General features: G+C 67.6%; 17 protein-coding genes. 7 read left to right on the top strand and 10 right to left on the bottom strand.

Going from position 1 to position 17,916, the window contains the following annotated elements:
- Positions 1-10: 10 nt before the first annotated feature.
- Complete coding sequence (locus G7045_RS14860) at positions 11-1,639, bottom strand: methyl-accepting chemotaxis protein (RefSeq protein ID WP_166160115.1); 1,629 nt, start codon at positions 1,637-1,639, stop codon at positions 11-13.
- Positions 1,640-1,855: 216 nt separating this feature from the next.
- Here G7045_RS14860 and G7045_RS13570 point away from each other — a divergent pair, with 216 nt between their 5' ends.
- Positions 1,856-2,578 (top strand): ProQ/FinO family protein, encoded by a 723-nt coding sequence (locus G7045_RS13570; protein ID WP_240919233.1) that lies wholly within the window; start codon positions 1,856-1,858, stop codon positions 2,576-2,578.
- Positions 2,579-2,632: 54 nt separating this feature from the next.
- Here G7045_RS13570 and G7045_RS13565 read toward each other — a convergent pair whose 3' ends face one another.
- The 5 genes from G7045_RS13565 to G7045_RS13545 are packed head-to-tail and all read right to left on the bottom strand — an operon-like array spanning position 2,633 to position 7,544.
- The gene (locus G7045_RS13565; protein WP_166160113.1) at positions 2,633-3,118 is read right to left on the bottom strand and encodes a glutathione peroxidase; all 486 of its coding nucleotides are present in this window, start codon (positions 3,116-3,118) and stop codon (positions 2,633-2,635) included.
- 50 nt (positions 3,119-3,168) lie between these two features.
- On the bottom strand, positions 3,169-4,041 hold the full coding sequence (locus tag G7045_RS13560) for a DMT family transporter (protein WP_166160112.1): 873 nt from the start codon (positions 4,039-4,041) through the stop codon (positions 3,169-3,171).
- Between the two features lie 57 nt (positions 4,042-4,098).
- Positions 4,099-4,743: an MBL fold metallo-hydrolase gene (locus G7045_RS13555; RefSeq protein ID WP_166160111.1), complete on the bottom strand. Its 645-nt coding sequence runs from the start codon at positions 4,741-4,743 to the stop codon at positions 4,099-4,101.
- 36 nt (positions 4,744-4,779) lie between these two features.
- Positions 4,780-6,687, bottom strand: coding sequence for a GspE/PulE family protein (locus G7045_RS13550; RefSeq protein ID WP_166160110.1), 1,908 nt, complete (start codon positions 6,685-6,687; stop codon positions 4,780-4,782).
- Between the two features lie 41 nt (positions 6,688-6,728).
- Complete coding sequence (locus G7045_RS13545) at positions 6,729-7,544, bottom strand: exodeoxyribonuclease III (RefSeq protein WP_240919232.1); 816 nt, start codon at positions 7,542-7,544, stop codon at positions 6,729-6,731.
- On the opposite strand from G7045_RS13545, the gene pyrE reads away from it, so the two are divergent.
- A complete protein-coding gene (gene pyrE, locus G7045_RS13540; protein ID WP_166160109.1) occupies positions 7,543-8,244 on the top strand; it encodes an orotate phosphoribosyltransferase in 702 nt (233 codons plus the stop codon). The genes G7045_RS13545 and pyrE overlap by 2 nt on opposite strands.
- 1 nt (position 8,245) lies before the next feature.
- Entirely contained in the window at positions 8,246-8,914 is a 669-nt protein-coding gene (locus tag G7045_RS13535; RefSeq protein WP_370521663.1) for a DUF4124 domain-containing protein, read from the top strand.
- Positions 8,915-8,998: 84 nt separating this feature from the next.
- Here G7045_RS13535 and gatB read toward each other — a convergent pair whose 3' ends face one another.
- From gatB to gatC, 3 genes are read right to left on the bottom strand one after another with little or no spacing between them, the layout of a single operon-like run.
- Positions 8,999-10,444, bottom strand: a complete 1,446-nt coding sequence (gene gatB, locus G7045_RS13530) for an Asp-tRNA(Asn)/Glu-tRNA(Gln) amidotransferase subunit GatB (protein WP_166160108.1) — start codon at positions 10,442-10,444, stop codon at positions 8,999-9,001.
- 2 nt (positions 10,445-10,446) lie between these two features.
- Positions 10,447-11,937: an Asp-tRNA(Asn)/Glu-tRNA(Gln) amidotransferase subunit GatA gene (gene gatA / locus G7045_RS13525; RefSeq protein WP_166160107.1), complete on the bottom strand. Its 1,491-nt coding sequence runs from the start codon at positions 11,935-11,937 to the stop codon at positions 10,447-10,449.
- A 4-nt stretch (positions 11,938-11,941) separates the two neighbouring features.
- Entirely contained in the window at positions 11,942-12,241 is a 300-nt protein-coding gene (gene gatC, locus G7045_RS13520) for an Asp-tRNA(Asn)/Glu-tRNA(Gln) amidotransferase subunit GatC (protein ID WP_166160106.1), read from the bottom strand.
- 211 nt (positions 12,242-12,452) lie between these two features.
- On the opposite strand from gatC, the gene G7045_RS13515 reads away from it, so the two are divergent.
- Genes G7045_RS13515 through mrdA form a run of 4 tightly spaced genes read left to right on the top strand, consistent with a single transcriptional unit; the run spans position 12,453 to position 16,930 of the window.
- The gene (locus G7045_RS13515; protein ID WP_166160105.1) at positions 12,453-13,496 is read left to right on the top strand and encodes a rod shape-determining protein; all 1,044 of its coding nucleotides are present in this window, start codon (positions 12,453-12,455) and stop codon (positions 13,494-13,496) included.
- 39 nt (positions 13,497-13,535) lie between these two features.
- On the top strand, positions 13,536-14,453 hold the full coding sequence (mreC, locus tag G7045_RS13510) for a rod shape-determining protein MreC (protein WP_166160104.1): 918 nt from the start codon (positions 13,536-13,538) through the stop codon (positions 14,451-14,453).
- Entirely contained in the window at positions 14,450-14,968 is a 519-nt protein-coding gene (gene mreD / locus G7045_RS13505; protein WP_166160103.1) for a rod shape-determining protein MreD, read from the top strand. Before mreC ends, mreD begins: the two co-directional genes overlap by 4 nt.
- A 3-nt stretch (positions 14,969-14,971) precedes the next feature.
- Positions 14,972-16,930 carry a penicillin-binding protein 2 gene (mrdA, locus tag G7045_RS13500; protein ID WP_166160102.1) on the top strand — a complete coding sequence of 653 codons (1,959 nt, stop codon included), beginning with the start codon at positions 14,972-14,974 and terminating at the stop codon, positions 16,928-16,930.
- A gap of 58 nt (positions 16,931-16,988) precedes the next feature.
- Here mrdA and rocF read toward each other — a convergent pair whose 3' ends face one another.
- Entirely contained in the window at positions 16,989-17,906 is a 918-nt protein-coding gene (gene rocF / locus G7045_RS13495) for an arginase (protein ID WP_166160101.1), read from the bottom strand.
- Positions 17,907-17,916 lie beyond the last annotated feature (10 nt).

The following is a 17,916-nucleotide window of genomic DNA, read 5'->3' as shown; positions in this document are numbered from 1 at the left end:
TTGCGCGCCATCAACCGAGCTGCAGTGCCGGGCGTTGCGCGGGCAGGCGGCGCGGCGCGGCGGCGCTGCTGCTGGGGTGGCCGTCGTGCGGCAGCTCGAACGCGGCCACGGCCTGCACCAGGTCTTGCGCTTGCTGGCGCAGGCTGTGCGCGGCGGCGGACATTTCTTCGACCAGGGCGGCGTTTTGCTGCGTCGTCTGGTCCATTTGCACCACGGCCTCGCCCACTTGGCCGACGCCGGCGCTTTGCTCGTGGCTGGCAGCGCTGATCTCGCCCATGATGCTGGCAACGCGGGTGATGCCCTGCACCACGTCGTCCATGGTGCGGCCCGCTTGCTGCACCTGCTGGTGGCCCGCTTGCACCTGGGTGACGTTGGCGTCGATCAGCTGCTTGATTTCTTTGGCGGCCTCGGCGCTGCGGCCGGCGAGCTGGCGCACCTCGCTGGCGACGACGGCAAAGCCCCGGCCCTGCTCGCCTGCGCGTGCGGCTTCGACGGCGGCGTTGAGCGCCAGGATGTTGGTCTGGAAGGCGATGGCGTCGATCACCTGGATGATGTCGGCCATCTTCTGGCTCGACTGCGCGATGCCGGTCATGGTCGTCACCACCTGCTGCACGGCAGCGCCACCCTGGCCGGCAATGTCCGAGGCTTGCTGCGCCAGCTGGTTGGCCTGGCGGGCGTGGGCGGCGTTTTGCTGCACGGCGCCGCCGAGCTGCTCCATGGAGGCGGCGGTTTCTTCGAGCGCGCTGGCCTGGGTTTCGGTGCGGCCCGACAGGTCGTGGTTGCCCTCGGCAATCTGCGTGCTGGCGGCGGCCACGGTCTCGCTGCCCTGGCGCACGTGGGAGACGACGCGCACCAGGCTGTCGCGCATGGCGGCCATTTGCGCCATCAGGCTGGCGCTGTCGCCGGGCTTGATGTGCATGTCCACGGCCAGGTTGCCGCGCGCAATCTCCTGCGCCACGGCCGATGCCTGGTGCGGCTCGCCACCGAGCATTCGGGTGATGGAGCGCGTGAGAATGAAGGCGATGACGGCGCCGGCCAGGGCCGCCAGAACCGAGGCCGAGAGCATGGCGATGCGGGCCTGGGTGGCTTGCGCCTGGGTCTGGGTGGCGAAGTCCTGCATCTGCCGCTCCAGCAGGGCGGTGAATTCATCGAGCGCGGTGAAGTACGCTGTCTGCACCGGGCGCACCTGGGTGAACAGGTGCCCGATGGCCATGTCCTGCTGCCCGACCATGGCCATGTCGATGGTCTCGCGCATCTTCTGCATGTAGGGCGCGCGCAGGGCCTTGAGTTTTTGCATCAGGGCCTGGCTGTCGGCGCTGGCGAGCCGGCCTTCGAGGCTGTCGAGGATCGTCAGATTGCGCGCCAGCAGGTCGTTGATGTTGCGTTCTTCGGCCTGGCGCTCGGACGCGAGCTCAAGCAGCAAAATGTTGCGCACCGAGCGCGCGACCTGGTTGATGTTGGACTTGACCTGGTTGATCTGCAGCGCCTTGGCGACGCGGTCATTGACCAGCACGTCCATCTCCTGGCTGACCGAGGTGATGCGCCAGCTGCCAAACCAGGCCACCAGCAAGCCGGCGAGGGTGACGAGGAAAAAATCCAGGGCCAGGCGGTGGCCCAGCTTCAAACGAGCGAAAGACATACGGGAGAGCAAAAACGGAAAAACAAAAACCGCAAGCGGTGCAACAAATAACGGGTTATTTACACAAATTCTAACGAATTGTTGCAAACCTGACGCTCTAATGACAGAGGGCGCCCTAGGGTTTCTACGGGGTTTGCAGGCTGCTGGCGGCCTGGGGGTAAAGGCTTTACTGGCATGATGGCGGGTTTGTTTTCTCTCCCTCCTTGTGCCTGCGCCATGACGACTGCCCCTGCTTCTGCCGTCCCTGATACCGATTCCCGCCCTGCGGCGCCGTCTGCACCGTCTGCGCGCCGAGGCCGTGGCCGCCGGGGTGCGGCGCCAGCCCAGGCGGGCGCAGCACCCGCGCCGGCGCGCAGCCAGCACCCGCTGCTGGCGCAGCTGGCGCAGTGGCATCCGGCGCTGTTTGGCCAGCCGCCGCTGCCGCTCAAGCGTGGCATTTTTGAAGACCTGCTGGCGGCCCACGCCGAGCTCGACAAGGCCCAGCTCAAGGAAGCACTGGCGCAGCACGCACGCAGCACGCGCTACCTGACGGTGGTCGCCGGCGGCCAGCAGCGCCACGACCTGCAGGGCCAGCCGGTGGAGGCGCTGGCGCCCGAGCACGTGTACCACGCGCTGCAGGAGGTGTTTCGCCGCCGCCAGCTGCGCGCGCCCGAAGACCTGGCGCCCAAGCTGCGCCAGCGCATCGTGCAGGCCTGGGAGGCTTCGGGCCTGACGCGTGAGGACTACGCCGCCCTGGTGCGCGGGCGCGACGACAAGGCCAACGCCGTGCTCGACGCCGCGCTGCAAGAGGCCGCCGAGCGCAGCGCGCGCGACGAGGCGCTGCTGCGCGCCTTCAGCGCCAGCGGCCAGAGCGAGGCCGCGTTTGCCGAGATGTACGGCATGGCGCCGCGCGCCGTGGCGCAAAGCCTGGCGCGGGCCCGCCGCAGCCAGGCGGCTTGATCGTTCCTTGCCGTCGAGCGGCTTGAATGCTATTTATTTGATAGCTGCTGGCGCTTATTCTGCAAGCGCCAGCTCGATATCTGCCTGCAATTTCTCGGGGTTGGTCTGGGGGGCGTAGCGTGCGCGCACCTGGCCGTCGCGGCCCAGCAGAAATTTGGTGAAATTCCACTTGATGGCGCGGCTGCCCAGCAGCCCCGGCGCCTGCTGCTGCAGCCACTGGTACAGCGGCGCGGCGCGCGCGCCGTTGACGTCGATCTTGGCCAGCACCGGGAAGGTGACGCCGTAGTTGCGCTCGCAGAACTGCGCGATGGCGTCGGCGTCGCCCGGCTCCTGGCCGGCGAACTGGTTGCAGGGAAAGCCCAGCACCGTCAGCCCCGCCGCCGCGTAGCGTTCGTGCAGCGCCTGCAGGCCGGCGAGCTGCGGCGTAAAACCGCAGGCGCTGGCGGTGTTGACGATGAGCAGCACCCGGCCCTGGTACTGGGCCAGGGGGTAGGGCGCGCCGCTGGCCGGGGCGATGAGGATGTCGTAGGGTTTTTGCATGGCCGCCATGGTAGGGGCGGACGGCGTTTTCTGCTGGCGGGCGCCGCCGCCTACTCGCGGCGTGCCGCCAGCAGCGCCGCCAGCACGATGAGTGCGCCTCCGGCGAGGGTGCGCGGCGCCAGCGCGGCCCCGGCCAGCAGCACCGAGGACAGGCTGGCAAACAGCACCTCCGACAGCATGACGAGGGCGGTGGTGCTCGTCGGCAGGCGCGCTGCGCCGTACTGCAGCGCCCAGTTGCCCGCCATCAGCGCCAGCGCCAGCAGTGCGGCAATGCCCATCCAGCCCCAGGCAAAGGCCGGCCAGGGCGGCACCAGGCCAACGCTGCTGCCGGCGAGCGCGCCCAGCAGGCCCGCGCCCAGGCAGCCCAGGAACATGGCCAACATGCGCGGCGCGGCGCTGACCTGCTGCAGGTGGCGCAGCTGCACGTTGGTGGCGGCAAACATGAAGCCGCCGAGCAGCGCCAGCGCGTCCGTCAGGTGCAGTGCGCGCGCCAGCTGCTGCAGCCCGCCCTGCGCCGGCCACAGCACCAGCAGCACGCCGCCAAAGGCCAGCAGCAGGCGCAGCAGCGCGGCCGGGCTGGGGCGCTCGCCCAGAAAGCGCCAGGCCAGCAGCACGGCCCAGGCGGGCATGAGGTAAAACAGCAGCACCACGCGCACCACGTCGCCCTCGGACACGGCCCAGTTGAAGGCGGCATTCGTCATTCCGGCGCACAGCGCCAGCAGCCACAGCCCCGGCGCGCGCAGCACCTGCGCCAGCGCCGCCGGGCGCAGCAGCCACAGGGCTGTAGAGGCGAGGCTGTACATCAGCGCCGTGGCCCACAACGGGTGCAGGCCCGCACCCTGCATGGTGCGAAACGGCCACCACGACAGTCCCCAGAGAAAAGCGTTGCCCAGAAGGGCAGCAATGGGCAGAAATTTGGGCATAAAAAATGCTGCTAGCGCTTGTGTATAAAGCGCTAGCAGCTATCAAAATAATAGTAATCAGCCCCAGCGCCCGCCCACAAACGGGTTGTAGCGGCGCTCGTGCCCGAAGCTGCTCTCCGGCCCGTGGCCGGGGATGAAGACGGTGTCGTCGCCCATGGGCCACAGGCGCTGCTCGATGCTATCGATGAGCTGCTGGTGGTTGCCCTGGGGGAAGTCGGTGCGGCCTATGCTGCCGGCAAACAGCACGTCGCCGACGAAGCAGCGCTGGATTTGCGGTGCGTGAAACACCACGTGGCCCGGGGTGTGGCCGGGGCAGTGGCGCACGTGCACGGTTTCTTCGCCCAGCTGCACGCTGTCGCCATCGTGCAGCCAGCGCGTGGGCGTGAACGGCAGGGCGGGCGCAAAGCCAAACATGGCGCTTTGCTGCGGCAGGCCGTCGATCCAGAACTGGTCGCCCGGGTGCGGGCCGATGATGGGCAGCGCCAGCTGCTGCGCCAGCGCGCCGGCGCCGCCGGCGTGGTCGATGTGGGCGTGCGTCAGCCACAGCGCCGTCAGCGTCAGGCCGCGCGCCTGCACCTCGGCCTGCAGGCGTTCGATGTCGCCGCCGGGGTCGATCAGCGCGGCCTGGCCGGTGGCGTCGCACCACAGCAGCGAGCAGTTTTGCGCGAAGGCGGTGACGGGGATGGTGTGGTAGTGGAGCATGGGCGCGATTGTTGCAGCTCGGCGGCCTGCGCCAGCCTACATATTGGCCGCTGCCAGCACTTCGGGCAGGTCGGTCAGGCCCTGCAGCACTTTTTCTATGCCATCTTGGCGCAGGGTTTTCATGCCGGCGGCGAGGGCGCTGGCGCGGATGTCCTGGGCCGCATCGCGCTGGCGGATGTGCTGGCGGATGGCGTCGTCGCTGACCATCAGCTCGTGAATGCCCAGGCGCCCCTTGTAGCCCGAGCCGTCGCAGTGGCGGCAGCCCACGCGCTGCCATAGCTGGGGTTGTTGGGGTGGCTGGTTGTTGGCGCTCAGGGCCTGCAGCCACTGCTGCACCAGGGCTTGCTGCGCGGCTTCCGGGGTGTTGCCTGGCGGCAATGGCCAGTTTTGCAGGTACTGCGCGGCCAGCGGCAGCAGGCGTTCGGCGCTGGCGGGTTCGGGACGGCGGCAGTGCGTGCACAGGCGGCGCACCAGGCGCTGCGCCAGGATGGCCAGCAGCGAGTCGGAGAAGGTGAACGGGTCCATGCCGATCTCCAGCAGCCGCGCCACGCTCTCGGGGGCGGAGTTGGTGTGCAGCGTGGACAGCACCAGGTGGCCGGTGAGCGAGGCTTCGATGGCGATGCCCGCCGTCTCCTCGTCGCGCATCTCGCCGATCATGACCACGTCGGGGTCGGCGCGCAAAAAGCTGCGCATGGCGGCGGCAAAGGTCCAGCCGATGCGCGGGTTGACTTCGACCTGGCGCAGCCCTTCCTGGGTGATTTCGATGGGGTTCTCGGCCGTCCAGATTTTGCGCGCCGGGGTGTTGATCTCGCGGATGACCGAGTGCAGCGTCGTCGTCTTGCCGCTGCCGGTGGGGCCGCAGACCAGGATCAGACCGTAGCTTTTGTGCACGGCGCTGCGCAGCAGGGCCAGGTTGTGCGTGTTCAGGCCGATGTGCTCCAGGGGCAGTGGCTTGTGGCTGGCGAGCACGCGCAGCACCACGTCTTCGAGGTTTTGGTGCGTGGGTACGGTGACCACGCGCAGCTCGACCTTGTCGCCGCCAAAGCGCGAAAAATCAATCTTGCCGTCCTGTGGCTTGCGGCGCTCGGAAATATCGAGGCCGGCCATGATCTTGATGCGCGCCACCAGCGCAAAGCGAAAGCGCGCCTGCAGATCGAGGTAGGGGCGCAGCGCGCCGTCGATGCGCAGGCGCACGCGCACGTTGCGCGGCGCGGGTTCGGTTTCGATATGAATGTCGGAGGCGCCTTGCGCAATCGCCTCGGCGATGAGCGAGTTGACCAGGCGCACCAGGGTGTTGTCGGACTCGCTGACGACGTCAGCGCGCTCGGTCTGCAGCGTCTCGTTGCTGCTGCCCAGATCGACCGCCAGGTCGTGCGCGCTGGTTTTGCTGTGGCCCTCGCCGGCGAGCACGCGGTAGGTGCGGGCGATGGCGGGGGCCAGGGTGTCGGGCGCGGCGAGCACCGGGAGCACGCGCCGCTGCGTCAAAAAGCGCAGCTGGTCGAGCTGGCGCTTGTCCCAGGGGTCGTTCATCAGCACGACGATGGTGTCCTCGCGCAGCATCAGCGCCAGCACCTGCTCTTGCTCCGCCGTGGCGCGCGGCACCAGCGCCAGGGCGGCCGGATCGGGCGTGAGCTGGGCCGGGTCTATGGTGTGCTGGCCCAGCCAGGCGCTGATGACGCCGCGCAGCTGCTCCTGGCTGAGCGCGCCCTCATCGACCAGCAGCTGCCCGAGCTGGCGCCGGCGCCCGGCACGCGCCTGCTGCACCTGGGCGTGCAGCGCGGCCTGCAGCTGATCCTGGTCGATCAGGCCGTGGTTGATGAGTGCCTGGCCGAGGTGGCGCAGCGTCTGGCGCGGCGCACCCGTGTCGTTGCACACCAGGGCCCAGAGGGCTTCGAGGTTGGCGGGACGCTGGATGGGCTGGGGGGCAGGGGTGGGTGCTGTCATGGCAGGGCCATGGTGGGGTCGCTCGCTGACCCGGGGCTGAATTACAGCGTCAGGTCGTAGGCCAGCGTAATGGGCGCATGGTCGGAGAATTTCTGCCCTTTGTAAATCGCCTCGGTGCGCGCCAGGGCGGCAGTGGCGGGCGTGGCCAGGTGGTAGTCCAGGCGCCAGCCCACGTTGTTGGCGTAGGCTTGGCCCCGGTTGCTCCACCAGGTGTAGCAAGCGTCGGTGGTGTCGGGCTGGAGCTGGCGATAGACATCGACCAAATGGCCTTCAGGGCTGCGGCCATCTAACAAATTTGTCATCCAGGCGCGTTCTTCGGGCAGAAAGCCGCTGTTTTTTTGGTTGCCGCGCCAGTTTTTCAAATCCTTTTCTTGGTGCGCAATATTGATGTCGCCACACAAAATGAATTCACGCTCGCGCGCCAGGGCCAGCAGGTGTGGGCGGATGGCGGCGAGGAAACGGAACTTGGCCTGCTGGCGTTCTTCGCCCGAGCTGCCGCTGGGAAAGTAGGCGCTGATGAGCGAGAGCTTGCGCTGCGGGCTGTCAAAGCGCAGCTCCAGGTAGCGGCCCTCGGCGTCGAACTCGCCGCCGTCAAAGCCCACGCGCAGGTCGCTGGGCGTGTGGCGGCTGTAGATGCCGACGCCGGAGTAGCCTTTTTTCTCGGCAAAGTGAAAATGTCCGTCCAGGCCCGCCAGGTGCTCGAAGCGGCCCGCCATATCTGGCGCCTGGGCCTTGAGTTCTTGCACACAAATACAATCGGGCCGCTCGGCGGCAAGCCAGTCCTGCAGCCCCTTGCTGCTGGCCGAGCGGATGCCGTTGAGATTGAGGCTGGTTAACTTGAACAAGGAATTCCCCATGGTGGATGTTGGTGCGCACTCGCAAGCAAAAGACGAGCTGGCGCAAGAGTTTGTGCAATTTGCGGTGGAGTCTGGCGTGCTGCGCTTTGGTGAGTTCAAGACCAAGGCTGGGCGCATGAGCCCGTATTTTTTCAACGCCGGCTTGTTTGACGATGGCGCCAAGATGGGCCGTCTGGCGCAATTTTATGCACAGGCCATTGTGGCCAGCGGCATGGAGTTCGACATGGTGTTCGGCCCGGCGTACAAGGGCATTCCGCTGGCGGCGACGGTGGCCGTGGAGCTGGCGCGCCTGGGCAAGAACGTGCCCTTTGCCTACAACCGCAAAGAGGCCAAGGACCATGGCGAAGGCGGCACCCTGGTGGGCGCGCCGCTCGCTGGGCGCGTGCTCATCATCGACGACGTGATGAGCGCTGGCACGGCCGCGCGCGAGTCCATCGCCCTGATCCGCGCCGCTGGTGCCACCGCCCATGCCGTGGTCATTGCCCTCGATCGCCAGGAAATGGCGACAGAAAATGGCCACGATGTGGCCCACAGCGCCGTGCAGTACGTGCGCCACCAGCTGGGGCTGCAGGTTTGTGCCATTGCCAAGCTGGCAGATTTATTGCTTTACTTGTCTTCCCGTGGCGGTGCCGAGATGCAGGCCCACCACGAGCGGGTGCTGGCCTACCGCCAGCGTTACGGCGTGGACGAAAGGACTTGATTTGAACTGGCTTGCGCGCATTCTGGGGTTGCTGCTGTGTGCCGGGGTGCTGCCCGCCTGGGCCCAGGCCCCGGGCACGAACGCTCCGACGAGCACCGTCTATACCTGCACCGACGCCAAGGGTCGGCGCTTGACGGCCGATCGCCCGATTGCCGAGTGCACCGACCGCGAGCAGCGCGTGCTCGGGCCTTCGGGCACCGAGCGCGAGCGCCTGGGCCCGACGTTGACCGAGCAGGAACGTGTCGCGCGCGAGGCCCAGCGGCGCAAGGAGCTCGAAGAGCGTGCGCGCATTGCCGACGAACGCCGGCGCGAGCGCGCCCTGATGGCCCGCTACCCCGATCAGGCCGCGCACGACGCCGAGCGCGAAGCCGCGCAAGAGCAGGTCGATGAGGTCACGCTGGTGGCGCAAAAGCGCATTGTGGAGCTGCTCGAACAGCGCAAAAAGCTCGCCAGCGAGATGGAGTTCTATAAAAAGGACCCGAACAAGGCCCCCATGCACCTGCGCCGTGCCGTGGCTGAGAACGATGACCACATTGCCGAGCAGGAGCGCTTTGTAGCCAACCAGGCACAGGAAAAACGCCGCGTCAACCAGCGCTTTGACGCCGAGCTGGTGCAGCTGCGCAAGCTCTGGGCGGCGCGGGCGCTGCCACCGGACATGCCCAAGCCCTAAAGACGAAAATCAAACTCTCAAAACAAAGGCTCCGAATGGGAGCCTTTGTTTTTGATAGCACGTCACGCTGACTGGGTGCGGGTTTCAGGCCAATTTGGCCTTGAGAAGGTCATTGACCTGCTGCGGGTTGGCCTTGCCACGGCTGGCCTTCATCACCTGGCCCACCAGGGCGTTGAAGGCTTTGTCCTTGCCCGCTTTGTACTGGGCGACGTTGTCGGGGTTGGCGGCGACCACTTCGTCGATGATTTTCTCCAGCGCGCCCGTATCGTTCATCTGCTTGAGGCCCTTGGCGTCGATCACCGCGTCCACGTCGCTGGCTTCGCCGCTCCACAGCGCCTCGAACACCTGGCGCGCGGCGTTGTTGCTGATGGTGCCGTCCTGGATGCGGGCAATCAGCTGCGCCAGCTGGCCGCTGGTCACCTTGACCGCTTCCATGCCGATTTCTTCGGCGTTCAGGCGGCGCGAGACCTCGCCCATGATCCAGTTGCTCGCCAACTTTGCCTGGCCGCAGGCCTGGGCCGTGGCCTCGAAGTAGGCGGCCATGGCCTGGCTTTGCGTCAGCGTGGTGGCGTCGTACTCGGGCAGGCCGTATTGCTGCACGAAGCGCGCGGCCATGGCTTGCGGCAGCTCGGGCATGTCGGCCTTGACGCGCTCAATCCAGTCGGCGGCGATGACCAGCGGCGGCAGGTCGGGGTCGGGGAAGTAGCGGTAGTCGGCCGCGTCTTCCTTGGTGCGCATGGCGCGCGTCTCGCCGGTGTCGGGGTTGAAGAGCACGGTGGCCTGCTGGATGGCGCGGCCATCCTCGATTTCTTCAATCTGCCAGCGGATCTCGTAGTCGATCGCCAGCTGCATGTTCTTGAAGCTGTTGAGGTTCTTGATCTCGCGGCGCGTGCCCAGCGGAGCGCCGGGCTTGCGCACCGAGACGTTGGCGTCGCAGCGAAACGAGCCTTCTTGCATATTGCCGTCGCAAATGCCGATCCAGGTGACGATCTGGTGCAGCGCGCGGGCGTAGGCCACGGCTTCATCCGTGCTGCGCATGTCGGGCTCGGTGACGATCTCCAGCAGCGGCGTGCCGGCGCGGTTCAGGTCGATGCCGCTCATGCCGTGGAATTCTTCGTGCAGCGATTTGCCCGCGTCTTCCTCCAGGTGGGCGCGCACCAGGCGCACGGTTTTCTTCTCCTCGCCCAGGTAGAAGCCCACCTCGCCGCCTTGCACCACGGGGATCTCGAACTGGCTGATCTGGTAGCCCTTTGGCAGGTCGGGGTAGAAGTAATTTTTGCGGGCAAAAATGCTCTCGGGCGCAATGTGCGAGCCCAGGGCCAGTCCTAATTTGATAGCGCAGGTGACGGCCTCGCGGTTCATCACCGGCAGCGCGCCGGGCAGGGCCAGATCGACGGCGCAGGCCTGGGTGTTGGGCTCGGCGCCGAAGGCGGTGCTGGCGCGACTGAAAATCTTGCTTTGGGTGGCGAGCTGGGTGTGGGTCTCGAAGCCGATGACGACTTCGTAGCCATGGATGAGTTTCGCGGTCATGGTCAGATGCCCTCCGGGCGGCGCTGGTGCCAGTCGGTGGCGCACTGGAACTGGTGCGCCGCGCCCAGCAGCCGGGCTTCGTCAAAGTAGTTGCCAATGAGCTGCAGGCCCACGGGCAGGCCGGCGGCGCCCTGGCCGCAGGGCAGGCTCAGGCCCGGCAGGCCGGCGAGCGAGGCCGGCAGGGTGTAGATGTCGGCCAGGTAGTTGGCCACCGGATCGGTCTGGGCGCCAATCTGCGGCGCCACCGTGGGCGCCACCGGGCCGGCGATCAGGTCGCATTGCGCGAAGGCGGCCTGGAAGTCGTCGGCAATCAGGCGCCGGATTTTCTGCGCCTGCAGGTAGTAGGCGTCGTAGTAGCCCTCGGACAGCACGTAGGTGCCGATCATGATGCGGCGCTTGACCTCGTCGCCAAAGCCTTCGGCGCGGGTTTTTTTGTACATGTCGAGCAAGTCGGTGTACTGCGCGGCGCGGTGGCCGTAGCGCACGCCGTCAAAGCGCGAGAGGTTGCTGCTCGCTTCCGCCGGCGCCAGGATGTAGTACACCGGCACCGCCAGCGCGGTGCGCGGCAGTGTGATGGGCACCAGGCGCGCGCCGAGCTTTTCGTATTCCTTCAGGGCCGCATCGACGGCGGCGCGCACGTCGGCGTGCAGGCCGTCGCCAAAAAATTCTGCCGGGATGCCAATGCGCAGGCCGTCCAGGCGCTGGTGCAGGCTGCGGCTGAAGTCTTCGGCGGGCCTGTCCAGGCTGGTCGAGTCGCGCAGCGGGTCCGGGCCGCACATGTGCGACAGCAGCAGCGCGCAATCCTCGGCACTGCGCGCCATGGGGCCGGCCTGGTCCAGGCTGGAGGCAAAGGCGATCATGCCGTAGCGGCTCGCGCGCCCATAGGTGGGCTTGATGCCGGTGATGCCGCAAAACGACGCCGGCTGGCGGATGGAGCCGCCGGTGTCGGTGCCGGTCACGGCGGGCGCCAGGCGCGCGGCGACGGCGGCGGCGCTGCCGCCCGAGGAGCCGCCGGGCACGCGCGCGGTATCCCAGGGGTTGCGCACGGGCTGCGGGGCGTCAAAGCCCACGGGGGCGATGGCCGAGTTCTCGTTGGCGCCGCCCATGGCGAACTCGTCGCAGTTGAGCTTGCCCAGCGTCACGCAGCCGGCGTCGGCCAGTTTTGCCACCACGGTGGCGTCGAACGGCGAGCGGTAGCCGGCGAGCATTTTGCTGGCGGCGGTGGTCGGGAAGTCGCGCGTGACGAAGATGTCTTTGTGCGCAATTGGCACGCCAGCGAGCGCCGGGGCGTTGCCGGCGGCCAGCAGCGCGTCTTGCGCGCGCGCCTGTGCCAGGGTGGCGTTTTCGTCGATGGCGACGAAGGCGCCGAGCGCCTGCTGCGCCTGGGCGCGGGCCAGAAAGTGCTGCGCGGCCTCGACGGCGCTGACTTCTTTGGCGCGCAGTGCGGCGGCGAGCTGGGCCACGCCCATGTCATGCAATGCGGGTTGGGTCATGGGCTTACTCGATCACTTTGGGCACGAGGAACAGGCCGTTTTCCACGGCGGGCGCGCTCTGCTGGTTGGCCGTGCGCTGGTCGGGCTCGCTGGCGATGTCGTCCTGCAGGCGCAGCGTCACGGCCTCGATGGCGGCCACGGGGTGCGAAAGGGGCGCTACGCCGCTGGTATCGACGGCGCGCATCTGCTCGACGATGCCGAAAAAGCCGTTGAGCTGGGTGAGCATGAGCGCGCTCTCGGGCGCGCTCAACTCCAGCCGCGCAAGGTGGGCGATGCGCGCAATGTCCTGGGGGGTCAGTGCCATAGCAAAAATTAGGGGGGTAAAACCAGATGTAAAGCTGTGCCCAAGGCGGTAACAGGGGCCGGCGTTTACAGGCGATGCGTTATTATCCCGGCTTTGCCGCAATGCCCCTGCAAGCGCCGGCAATTGCGCGGAAAAAGCCCCCCAAGACACTCCCCATTCACCCCGGCGACGGCCTAGCCGGTGCGCGAGCCGTGCCCCAGAGGATTTTTGCATGTTTGGTTCTTTCCGTCGGTACTTCTCTACCGACCTGGCGATCGACCTCGGTACCGCCAACACCCTGATCTTCGCCCGCGACAAGGGCATCGTGCTCGATGAGCCCTCGGTCGTTTCCATCCGCCATGAAGGCGGGCCGCACGGCAAAAAAGTCATCCAGGCCGTGGGCCACGAGGCCAAGGCCATGCTGGGCAAGGTGCCGGGCAACATCGAGGCCATCCGCCCCATGAAAGACGGCGTGATCGCCGACTTCGTCATCACCGAGCAGATGATCAAGCAGTTCATCAAGATGGTGCACCCGCGCACGCTGCTCACCCCCAGCCCGCGCATCATCATCTGCGTGCCCTGCGGTTCCACCCAGGTCGAGCGTCGCGCCATCAAGGACGCGGCCGAGGCGGCGGGCGCCACGGCGGTGTACCTGATCGAGGAACCCATGGCTGCCGGCATTGGCGCGGGCCTGCCGGTGTCCGAGGCTTCGGGCTCCATGGTGGTCGATATTGGCGGCGGCACGACCGAGGTCGGCGTGATTTCGCTTGGCGGCATGGTCTACAAGGGCAGCGTGCGCGTGGGCGGCGACAAGTTCGACGAATCCATCATCAACTACATCCGCCGCAACTATGGCATGTTGATCGGCGAGCCCACGGCCGAAGCCATCAAGAAGAACATCGGTAGCGCCTTCCCGGGCAGCGAAGTCAAGGAGATGGAGGTCAAGGGCCGCAACCTCTCCGAAGGCGTGCCGCGCAGCTTCACCATTTCTTCCAACGAAGTGCTCGAAGCCCTGACCGAGCCGCTCAACCAGATCGTCAGCGCCGTGAAAAACGCGCTGGAGCAGACCCCGCCCGAACTGGGCGCCGACATTGCCGAGCGCGGCATGATGCTGACTGGCGGCGGCGCGCTCTTGCGCGACCTCGACCGCCTGCTGGCCGAGGAAACCGGCCTGCCGGTGCTGGTGGCCGAGGAGCCCCTGACCTGCGTCGTGCGCGGCTGCGGCATGGCGCTCGACAGCCTCGATCGCCAGGGCAGCATTTTCACCAGCGACTGATTTTTTTTCGTTCTCGCACGTTCCTGAGCGCGGTTTCCTATGCCCCTTGGCACCCTGGAGCGCAGCGCGCCGTCGCTATTCAACCAAGGCCCGTCGGCGCTCTCGCGCTGGGCTTTGTACAGCGCCCTGGCGCTGTTTTTGATGGTGGCGGACGCCCGCTTTCACCTCACCGACCCACTGCGCCAGGCCGTGGCAGCCGTGCTCTACCCGGTGCAGTGGCTGATGCTGCAGCCGGTGCAGCTGGCGCAGCGCGGCGCCGATTATTTCGGCTCGGTGCAAAGCGCCCAGAACGAAGCGCAACAGGCGCGCCAGCAAATGACCGAGATGGCCCAGCGCGTGCACCAGGCCGATTTGCTGCGCCAGGAAAACACCCAGCTGCGTGCGCTGCTCGATCTGCGCGCGCGCGTAGCGCCGCAGGCGCTGGCGGCGCAGGTGGTGTACGACGCGGCCGACCCGTACACGCGCCGCGTCATCGTCGATAAAGGCCAGCTCGCCGGCGTGGAGCCGGGGGCGCCGGTGCTCGACGAGCGCGGCGTGCTCGGCCAGGTGACGCGGGTGCTGCCGCTGCTGAGCGAGGTCACGCTGCTCATTGACCGCGACCAGGCCATCCCGGTGCTCAATGCCCGCACCGGCGCGCGCAGCGTGGCCTACGGCGAGCCGCAGGCCGAGCAAGGCGGGGGCATGGAGCTGCGCTTCATGCCCAGCAACGCCGATGTGCAAGAGGGCGATTTGCTCGTCACCAGCGGTATCGACGGTGTCTATCCCCCCGGCCTGCCGGTGGCGCATGTGCAGCGCGTCGAGCGCCGCGCCGACTCGGCCTTCACGCGCATCTACTGCACGCCGGTGGCACGCAGCGACGGCGTGCGCCACGTGCTGCTGCTGCCGCCCCAGGTGCAGGCGCTGCCGCCGCGCCCCGAGCCGCCACCGCCGCCGCCGCGCAAGGGAGGCCGCAAATGATGATGCCGCGCGGCCAGGAGCTGCTGCAGCCGGTCAAGCCCTGGTTCATCGTCGCCAGCCTGCTGCTGGCGCTGGCGCTGAACCTGCTGCCCCTGGGGCGCCAGCCCTGGCTGCCCGACTGGGTGCTGCTGACGCTGGCGTTCTGGGGCGTGCACCAAAGCCAGCGCGTGGGCATGGGCATGGCCTTTGTGCTCGGCCTGTGCATGGATGTGCAGCAATCGGCACTGCTGGGCCAGCACGCGCTGGCCTACAGCGCGCTCATGCTGGGCACGCATTTGGCGCACCGGCGCCTGGCCTGGATTGGGCTGTGGGCGCAGGTGCTGCCGCTGCTGCCGCTGCTGGTGGCGGCGCACGCCCTGCAATGGCTGGTGCGCTGGCTCTCGGGCGGTATTTTTCCTGGCCCGTTGGTGTTGGTGGCGCCGCTGCTCGAAGCGCTGCTGTGGCCGCTCGCTTGCTGGCTGTTGCTGGCGCCGCAGCGGCGCCCGCCCGACACCGATGCCAACCGGCCGCTCTGAGCGATGACGGAGCTGCGCAACAGCGAGCTGGATGCATCGCGCTTTCGCCTGCGCGTGCTGGCGCTGGCGCTGGTGGTGCTGCTGGCCTTTGGCCTGCTGGTCTCGCGCCTGTGGGTGCTGCAGATCGAGCGCCACGAAGACCTGGCCGACCAGGCCGAGAGCAACCGCACGGCGGTGGTGCCCATCGTGCCCAACCGGGGGCAGATTCTGGACCGCAACGGCGTCGTGCTGGCGACCAACTATTCGGCCTATACGCTGGAGATCACGCCGTCCAAGGCCGGGGTGCTCGAAGACACCATCGAGGCGCTGGGCGAAATCATCGACATCCACGCGCGCGACAAGCGCCGCTTCAAGCGTCTGATGGAGGAGTCGCGCAGCTTCGATTCGCTGCCGATTCGCACGCGCCTGACCGATGCCGAGGTGGCGCGCTTTGCCGCGCAGCGCTGGCGGTTCCCGGGCGTGGACATCAAGGCGCGGCTGTTTCGCACCTACCCGCAGGGCGAAGTCGGCAGCCATGCCATCGGCTATATCGGGCGCATCAACCAGAAGGAAAAAGAGCGCATCGAAGACGCTGAAGATGCTGCCAACTACCGGGGTACGGAGTACATCGGCAAGCTCGGCGTGGAGCAGTCGTACGAGGTGCAGCTGCACGGCACGACCGGCGTCGAGCTGCTCGAAACCTCGGCTGGCGGGCGCGCTGTGCGCAAGCTCAGCAGCCGCGCGGCGACGCCGGGCGACAGCATCATGCTCTCGCTCGACATCAAGCTGCAGAAGATGGTCGAGGATTTGTACGGCGAGCGCCGGGGCGCGCTGGTGGCGATCGACCCGCGCAACGGCGAAATCCTGGCCCTGGTGTCCAAGCCGACCTTCGACCCCAACCTTTTCGTCGATGGCATCGACCAGGAAAACTGGCAGGCGCTCAACGAGTCGATCAACAAGCCGCTTTTGAACCGCGCGCTGCGCGGCACCTACCCGCCGGGTTCGACCTACAAGCCCTTCATGGCGCTGGCGGCGCTGCAGCTGGGCAAGCGCGCGGCGAGCACCGTCATCAACGACCCGGGCTACTACAACTTTGGCGGGCGCATGTTCAGGAGCCACGAGGGCGGCCTGGGCGGGGTGGACATGGTGCGCGCCATCCAGTTCTCCAGCAACACCTACTTTTACTCGCTGGGCGTGGAGATGGGGGTCGATGCCATCCACGACTTCATGGCGCCGCTGGGGTTTGGCCAGATCACCGGCATCGACCTCGGTGGCGAGCTGCGCGGCGTGCTCCCGAGCACCGAGTGGAAGCGCAAGACCTACAAGCGCCCCGAGCTGCGGCGCTGGTACCCGGGTGAGACGGTGTCGCTGGGCATAGGCCAGGGCTACAACAACTTCACCATGTTGCAGCTGGCGCTGGCCGAGGCGACGCTGGTCAACGGCGGCACGCGCTACCGCCCGCACCTGGCGAAGGCGGTGCGCGACATCGTCAGCGGCGCCGTTGCCCCGCTGGAGCAGCCCCCGGGTGTGGACCTGGGCTATGCGGCGAAAAACATCGACGTGGTGCGCAAGGGCCTGGTGGCCGTGAACGAGGCCGGTACGGGCCGGCGCGTGTTCGCCGGCGCGCCCTATACTTCGGGCGGCAAGACGGGCACGGCGCAGGCCGTGAGCCTGGGGCAGAACGTGAAGTACAACGCCCGCGCGCTCGAAGAGCACAAGCGCGACCACTCGCTGTTTGCCGCCTTTGCGCCGGTGGAAGACCCGCAGATCGTGGTCGCGCTCATCGTTGAGAACGCCGGCTTTGGCGCCGCCAGCGCCGCGCCCATTGCCCGGCGCGTGTTCGACTACTGGCTCGCCGGCCTGTACCCGAGCGAGGAAGACATTGCCGCCACGCGCCTGGGCCAGTCCGGCCCGCCAATCGGCAAACAGCGCCCGGTGGCCGAGATCGAGCTGCCGACAGCGGCCTCGCCCAAGCCGTGGTAATGCTATTAAATTAATAGCTGCTAACGCTTGATTGATAAGCGTTAGCGGCCAAAAAGACTTATATTTTTCGCACCAAGGTGGATTTGCCGAACAGGCTTTCGAGCAAGTCCACCGCCAGCAGCGCCGTCTGGTTGCGCACGTCAAGCGCCGGGTTGAGCTCCACCACGTCGATCGAGCCCAGGGCGGCGCAGTCGGCCAGCATTTCCATGCACAGCTGCATCTCGCGGTAGTTGGGCCCGCCGCGCACGGGCGTGCCCACGCCGGGGGCGATGTCGGGGTCTATGCAGTCCAGGTCCAGGCTCAGGTGCAGGTGGGTGTGTGCGTCCACCCCGGCGAGCGCTTGCGCCATGACGGCGCGCATCCCCAGCTCGTCGATGCTGCGCATGTCGAACACCGTGATGCCGCGCTCGTGCAGGTACTGGCGCTCGCCCGCATCGACGCTGCGCAGGCCGATCTGGCACAGCTGCGCCGGCTGCAGCACCGGGCTGCCGACCAGGTTTTGCAGGTGCTGTGGGCCGTCGCCGAGCAGGCAGGCCACGGGCATACCGTGCAGATTGCCGCTGGGGCTGGTAGTGGGGCGGTTGGCGTCAGCGTGGGCGTCGAGCCAGAGCACGCGCAGGCGCTTGCCCTGGCGCCGGCAGTGGCAGGCGGCGGCGCTGATCGAGCCAATGGCCAGGCTGTGGTCGCCGCCGAGCAGCAGGGGCAGCTGCTGCTGCGCCAGGGCCAGTGCCACAGCGTCGAACACGGCGTGGTTCCAGGCCGCGACTTCGGTCAGGTGGCGCACGCCGTGCTGCGGCGGCTGCTGCGGGTTCGCCGGGCCGTGCAGGTTGCCGCGCTCGTGCACGCCCCAGCCGCGTGCGCGCAGGGCGCTGGCGATGCCGGCAATGCGCAGCGCATCCGGCCCCATGCTGGCGCCGAGCACGCTGGCGCCGACGTCGGTGGGGGCGCCGATCAGGGCGATGGTGTGTGCAGACATACCCGGGCTC

The sequence above is a fragment of the Acidovorax sp. HDW3 genome, assembly GCF_011303755.1.
In the GTDB taxonomy this organism is placed as follows: Bacteria; Pseudomonadota; Gammaproteobacteria; order Burkholderiales; family Burkholderiaceae_C; genus Paenacidovorax.
The sequence above is the reverse complement of the archived record's forward strand: the minus strand, read 5'-3'. Positions and strand labels throughout refer to the sequence as shown.

Excerpts from the sequence above, each read along its gene's own strand:
- G7045_RS14860 (WP_166160115.1), bottom strand. The coding sequence starts at position 1,639 with ATGTCTTTCGCTCGTTTGAAGCTGGGCCACCGCCTGGCCCTGGATTTT.
- G7045_RS13570 (WP_240919233.1), top strand. The coding sequence starts at position 1,856 with ATGACGACTGCCCCTGCTTCTGCCGTCCCTGATACCGATTCCCGCCCT.
- G7045_RS13565 (WP_166160113.1), bottom strand. The coding sequence starts at position 3,118 with ATGCAAAAACCCTACGACATCCTCATCGCCCCGGCCAGCGGCGCGCCC.
- G7045_RS13560 (WP_166160112.1), bottom strand. The coding sequence starts at position 4,041 with ATGCCCAAATTTCTGCCCATTGCTGCCCTTCTGGGCAACGCTTTTCTC.
- G7045_RS13555 (WP_166160111.1), bottom strand. The coding sequence starts at position 4,743 with ATGCTCCACTACCACACCATCCCCGTCACCGCCTTCGCGCAAAACTGC.
- G7045_RS13550 (WP_166160110.1), bottom strand. The coding sequence starts at position 6,687 with ATGACAGCACCCACCCCTGCCCCCCAGCCCATCCAGCGTCCCGCCAAC.
- pyrE (WP_166160109.1), top strand. The coding sequence starts at position 7,543 with ATGGTGGATGTTGGTGCGCACTCGCAAGCAAAAGACGAGCTGGCGCAA.
- G7045_RS13545 (WP_240919232.1), bottom strand. The coding sequence starts at position 7,544 with ATGGGGAATTCCTTGTTCAAGTTAACCAGCCTCAATCTCAACGGCATC.
- gatB (WP_166160108.1), bottom strand. The coding sequence starts at position 10,444 with ATGACCGCGAAACTCATCCATGGCTACGAAGTCGTCATCGGCTTCGAG.
- gatA (WP_166160107.1), bottom strand. The coding sequence starts at position 11,937 with ATGACCCAACCCGCATTGCATGACATGGGCGTGGCCCAGCTCGCCGCC.
- gatC (WP_166160106.1), bottom strand. The coding sequence starts at position 12,241 with ATGGCACTGACCCCCCAGGACATTGCGCGCATCGCCCACCTTGCGCGG.
- G7045_RS13515 (WP_166160105.1), top strand. The coding sequence starts at position 12,453 with ATGTTTGGTTCTTTCCGTCGGTACTTCTCTACCGACCTGGCGATCGAC.
- mreC (WP_166160104.1), top strand. The coding sequence starts at position 13,536 with ATGCCCCTTGGCACCCTGGAGCGCAGCGCGCCGTCGCTATTCAACCAA.
- mreD (WP_166160103.1), top strand. The coding sequence starts at position 14,450 with ATGATGATGCCGCGCGGCCAGGAGCTGCTGCAGCCGGTCAAGCCCTGG.
- mrdA (WP_166160102.1), top strand. The coding sequence starts at position 14,972 with ATGACGGAGCTGCGCAACAGCGAGCTGGATGCATCGCGCTTTCGCCTG.
- rocF (WP_166160101.1), bottom strand. The coding sequence starts at position 17,906 with ATGTCTGCACACACCATCGCCCTGATCGGCGCCCCCACCGACGTCGGC.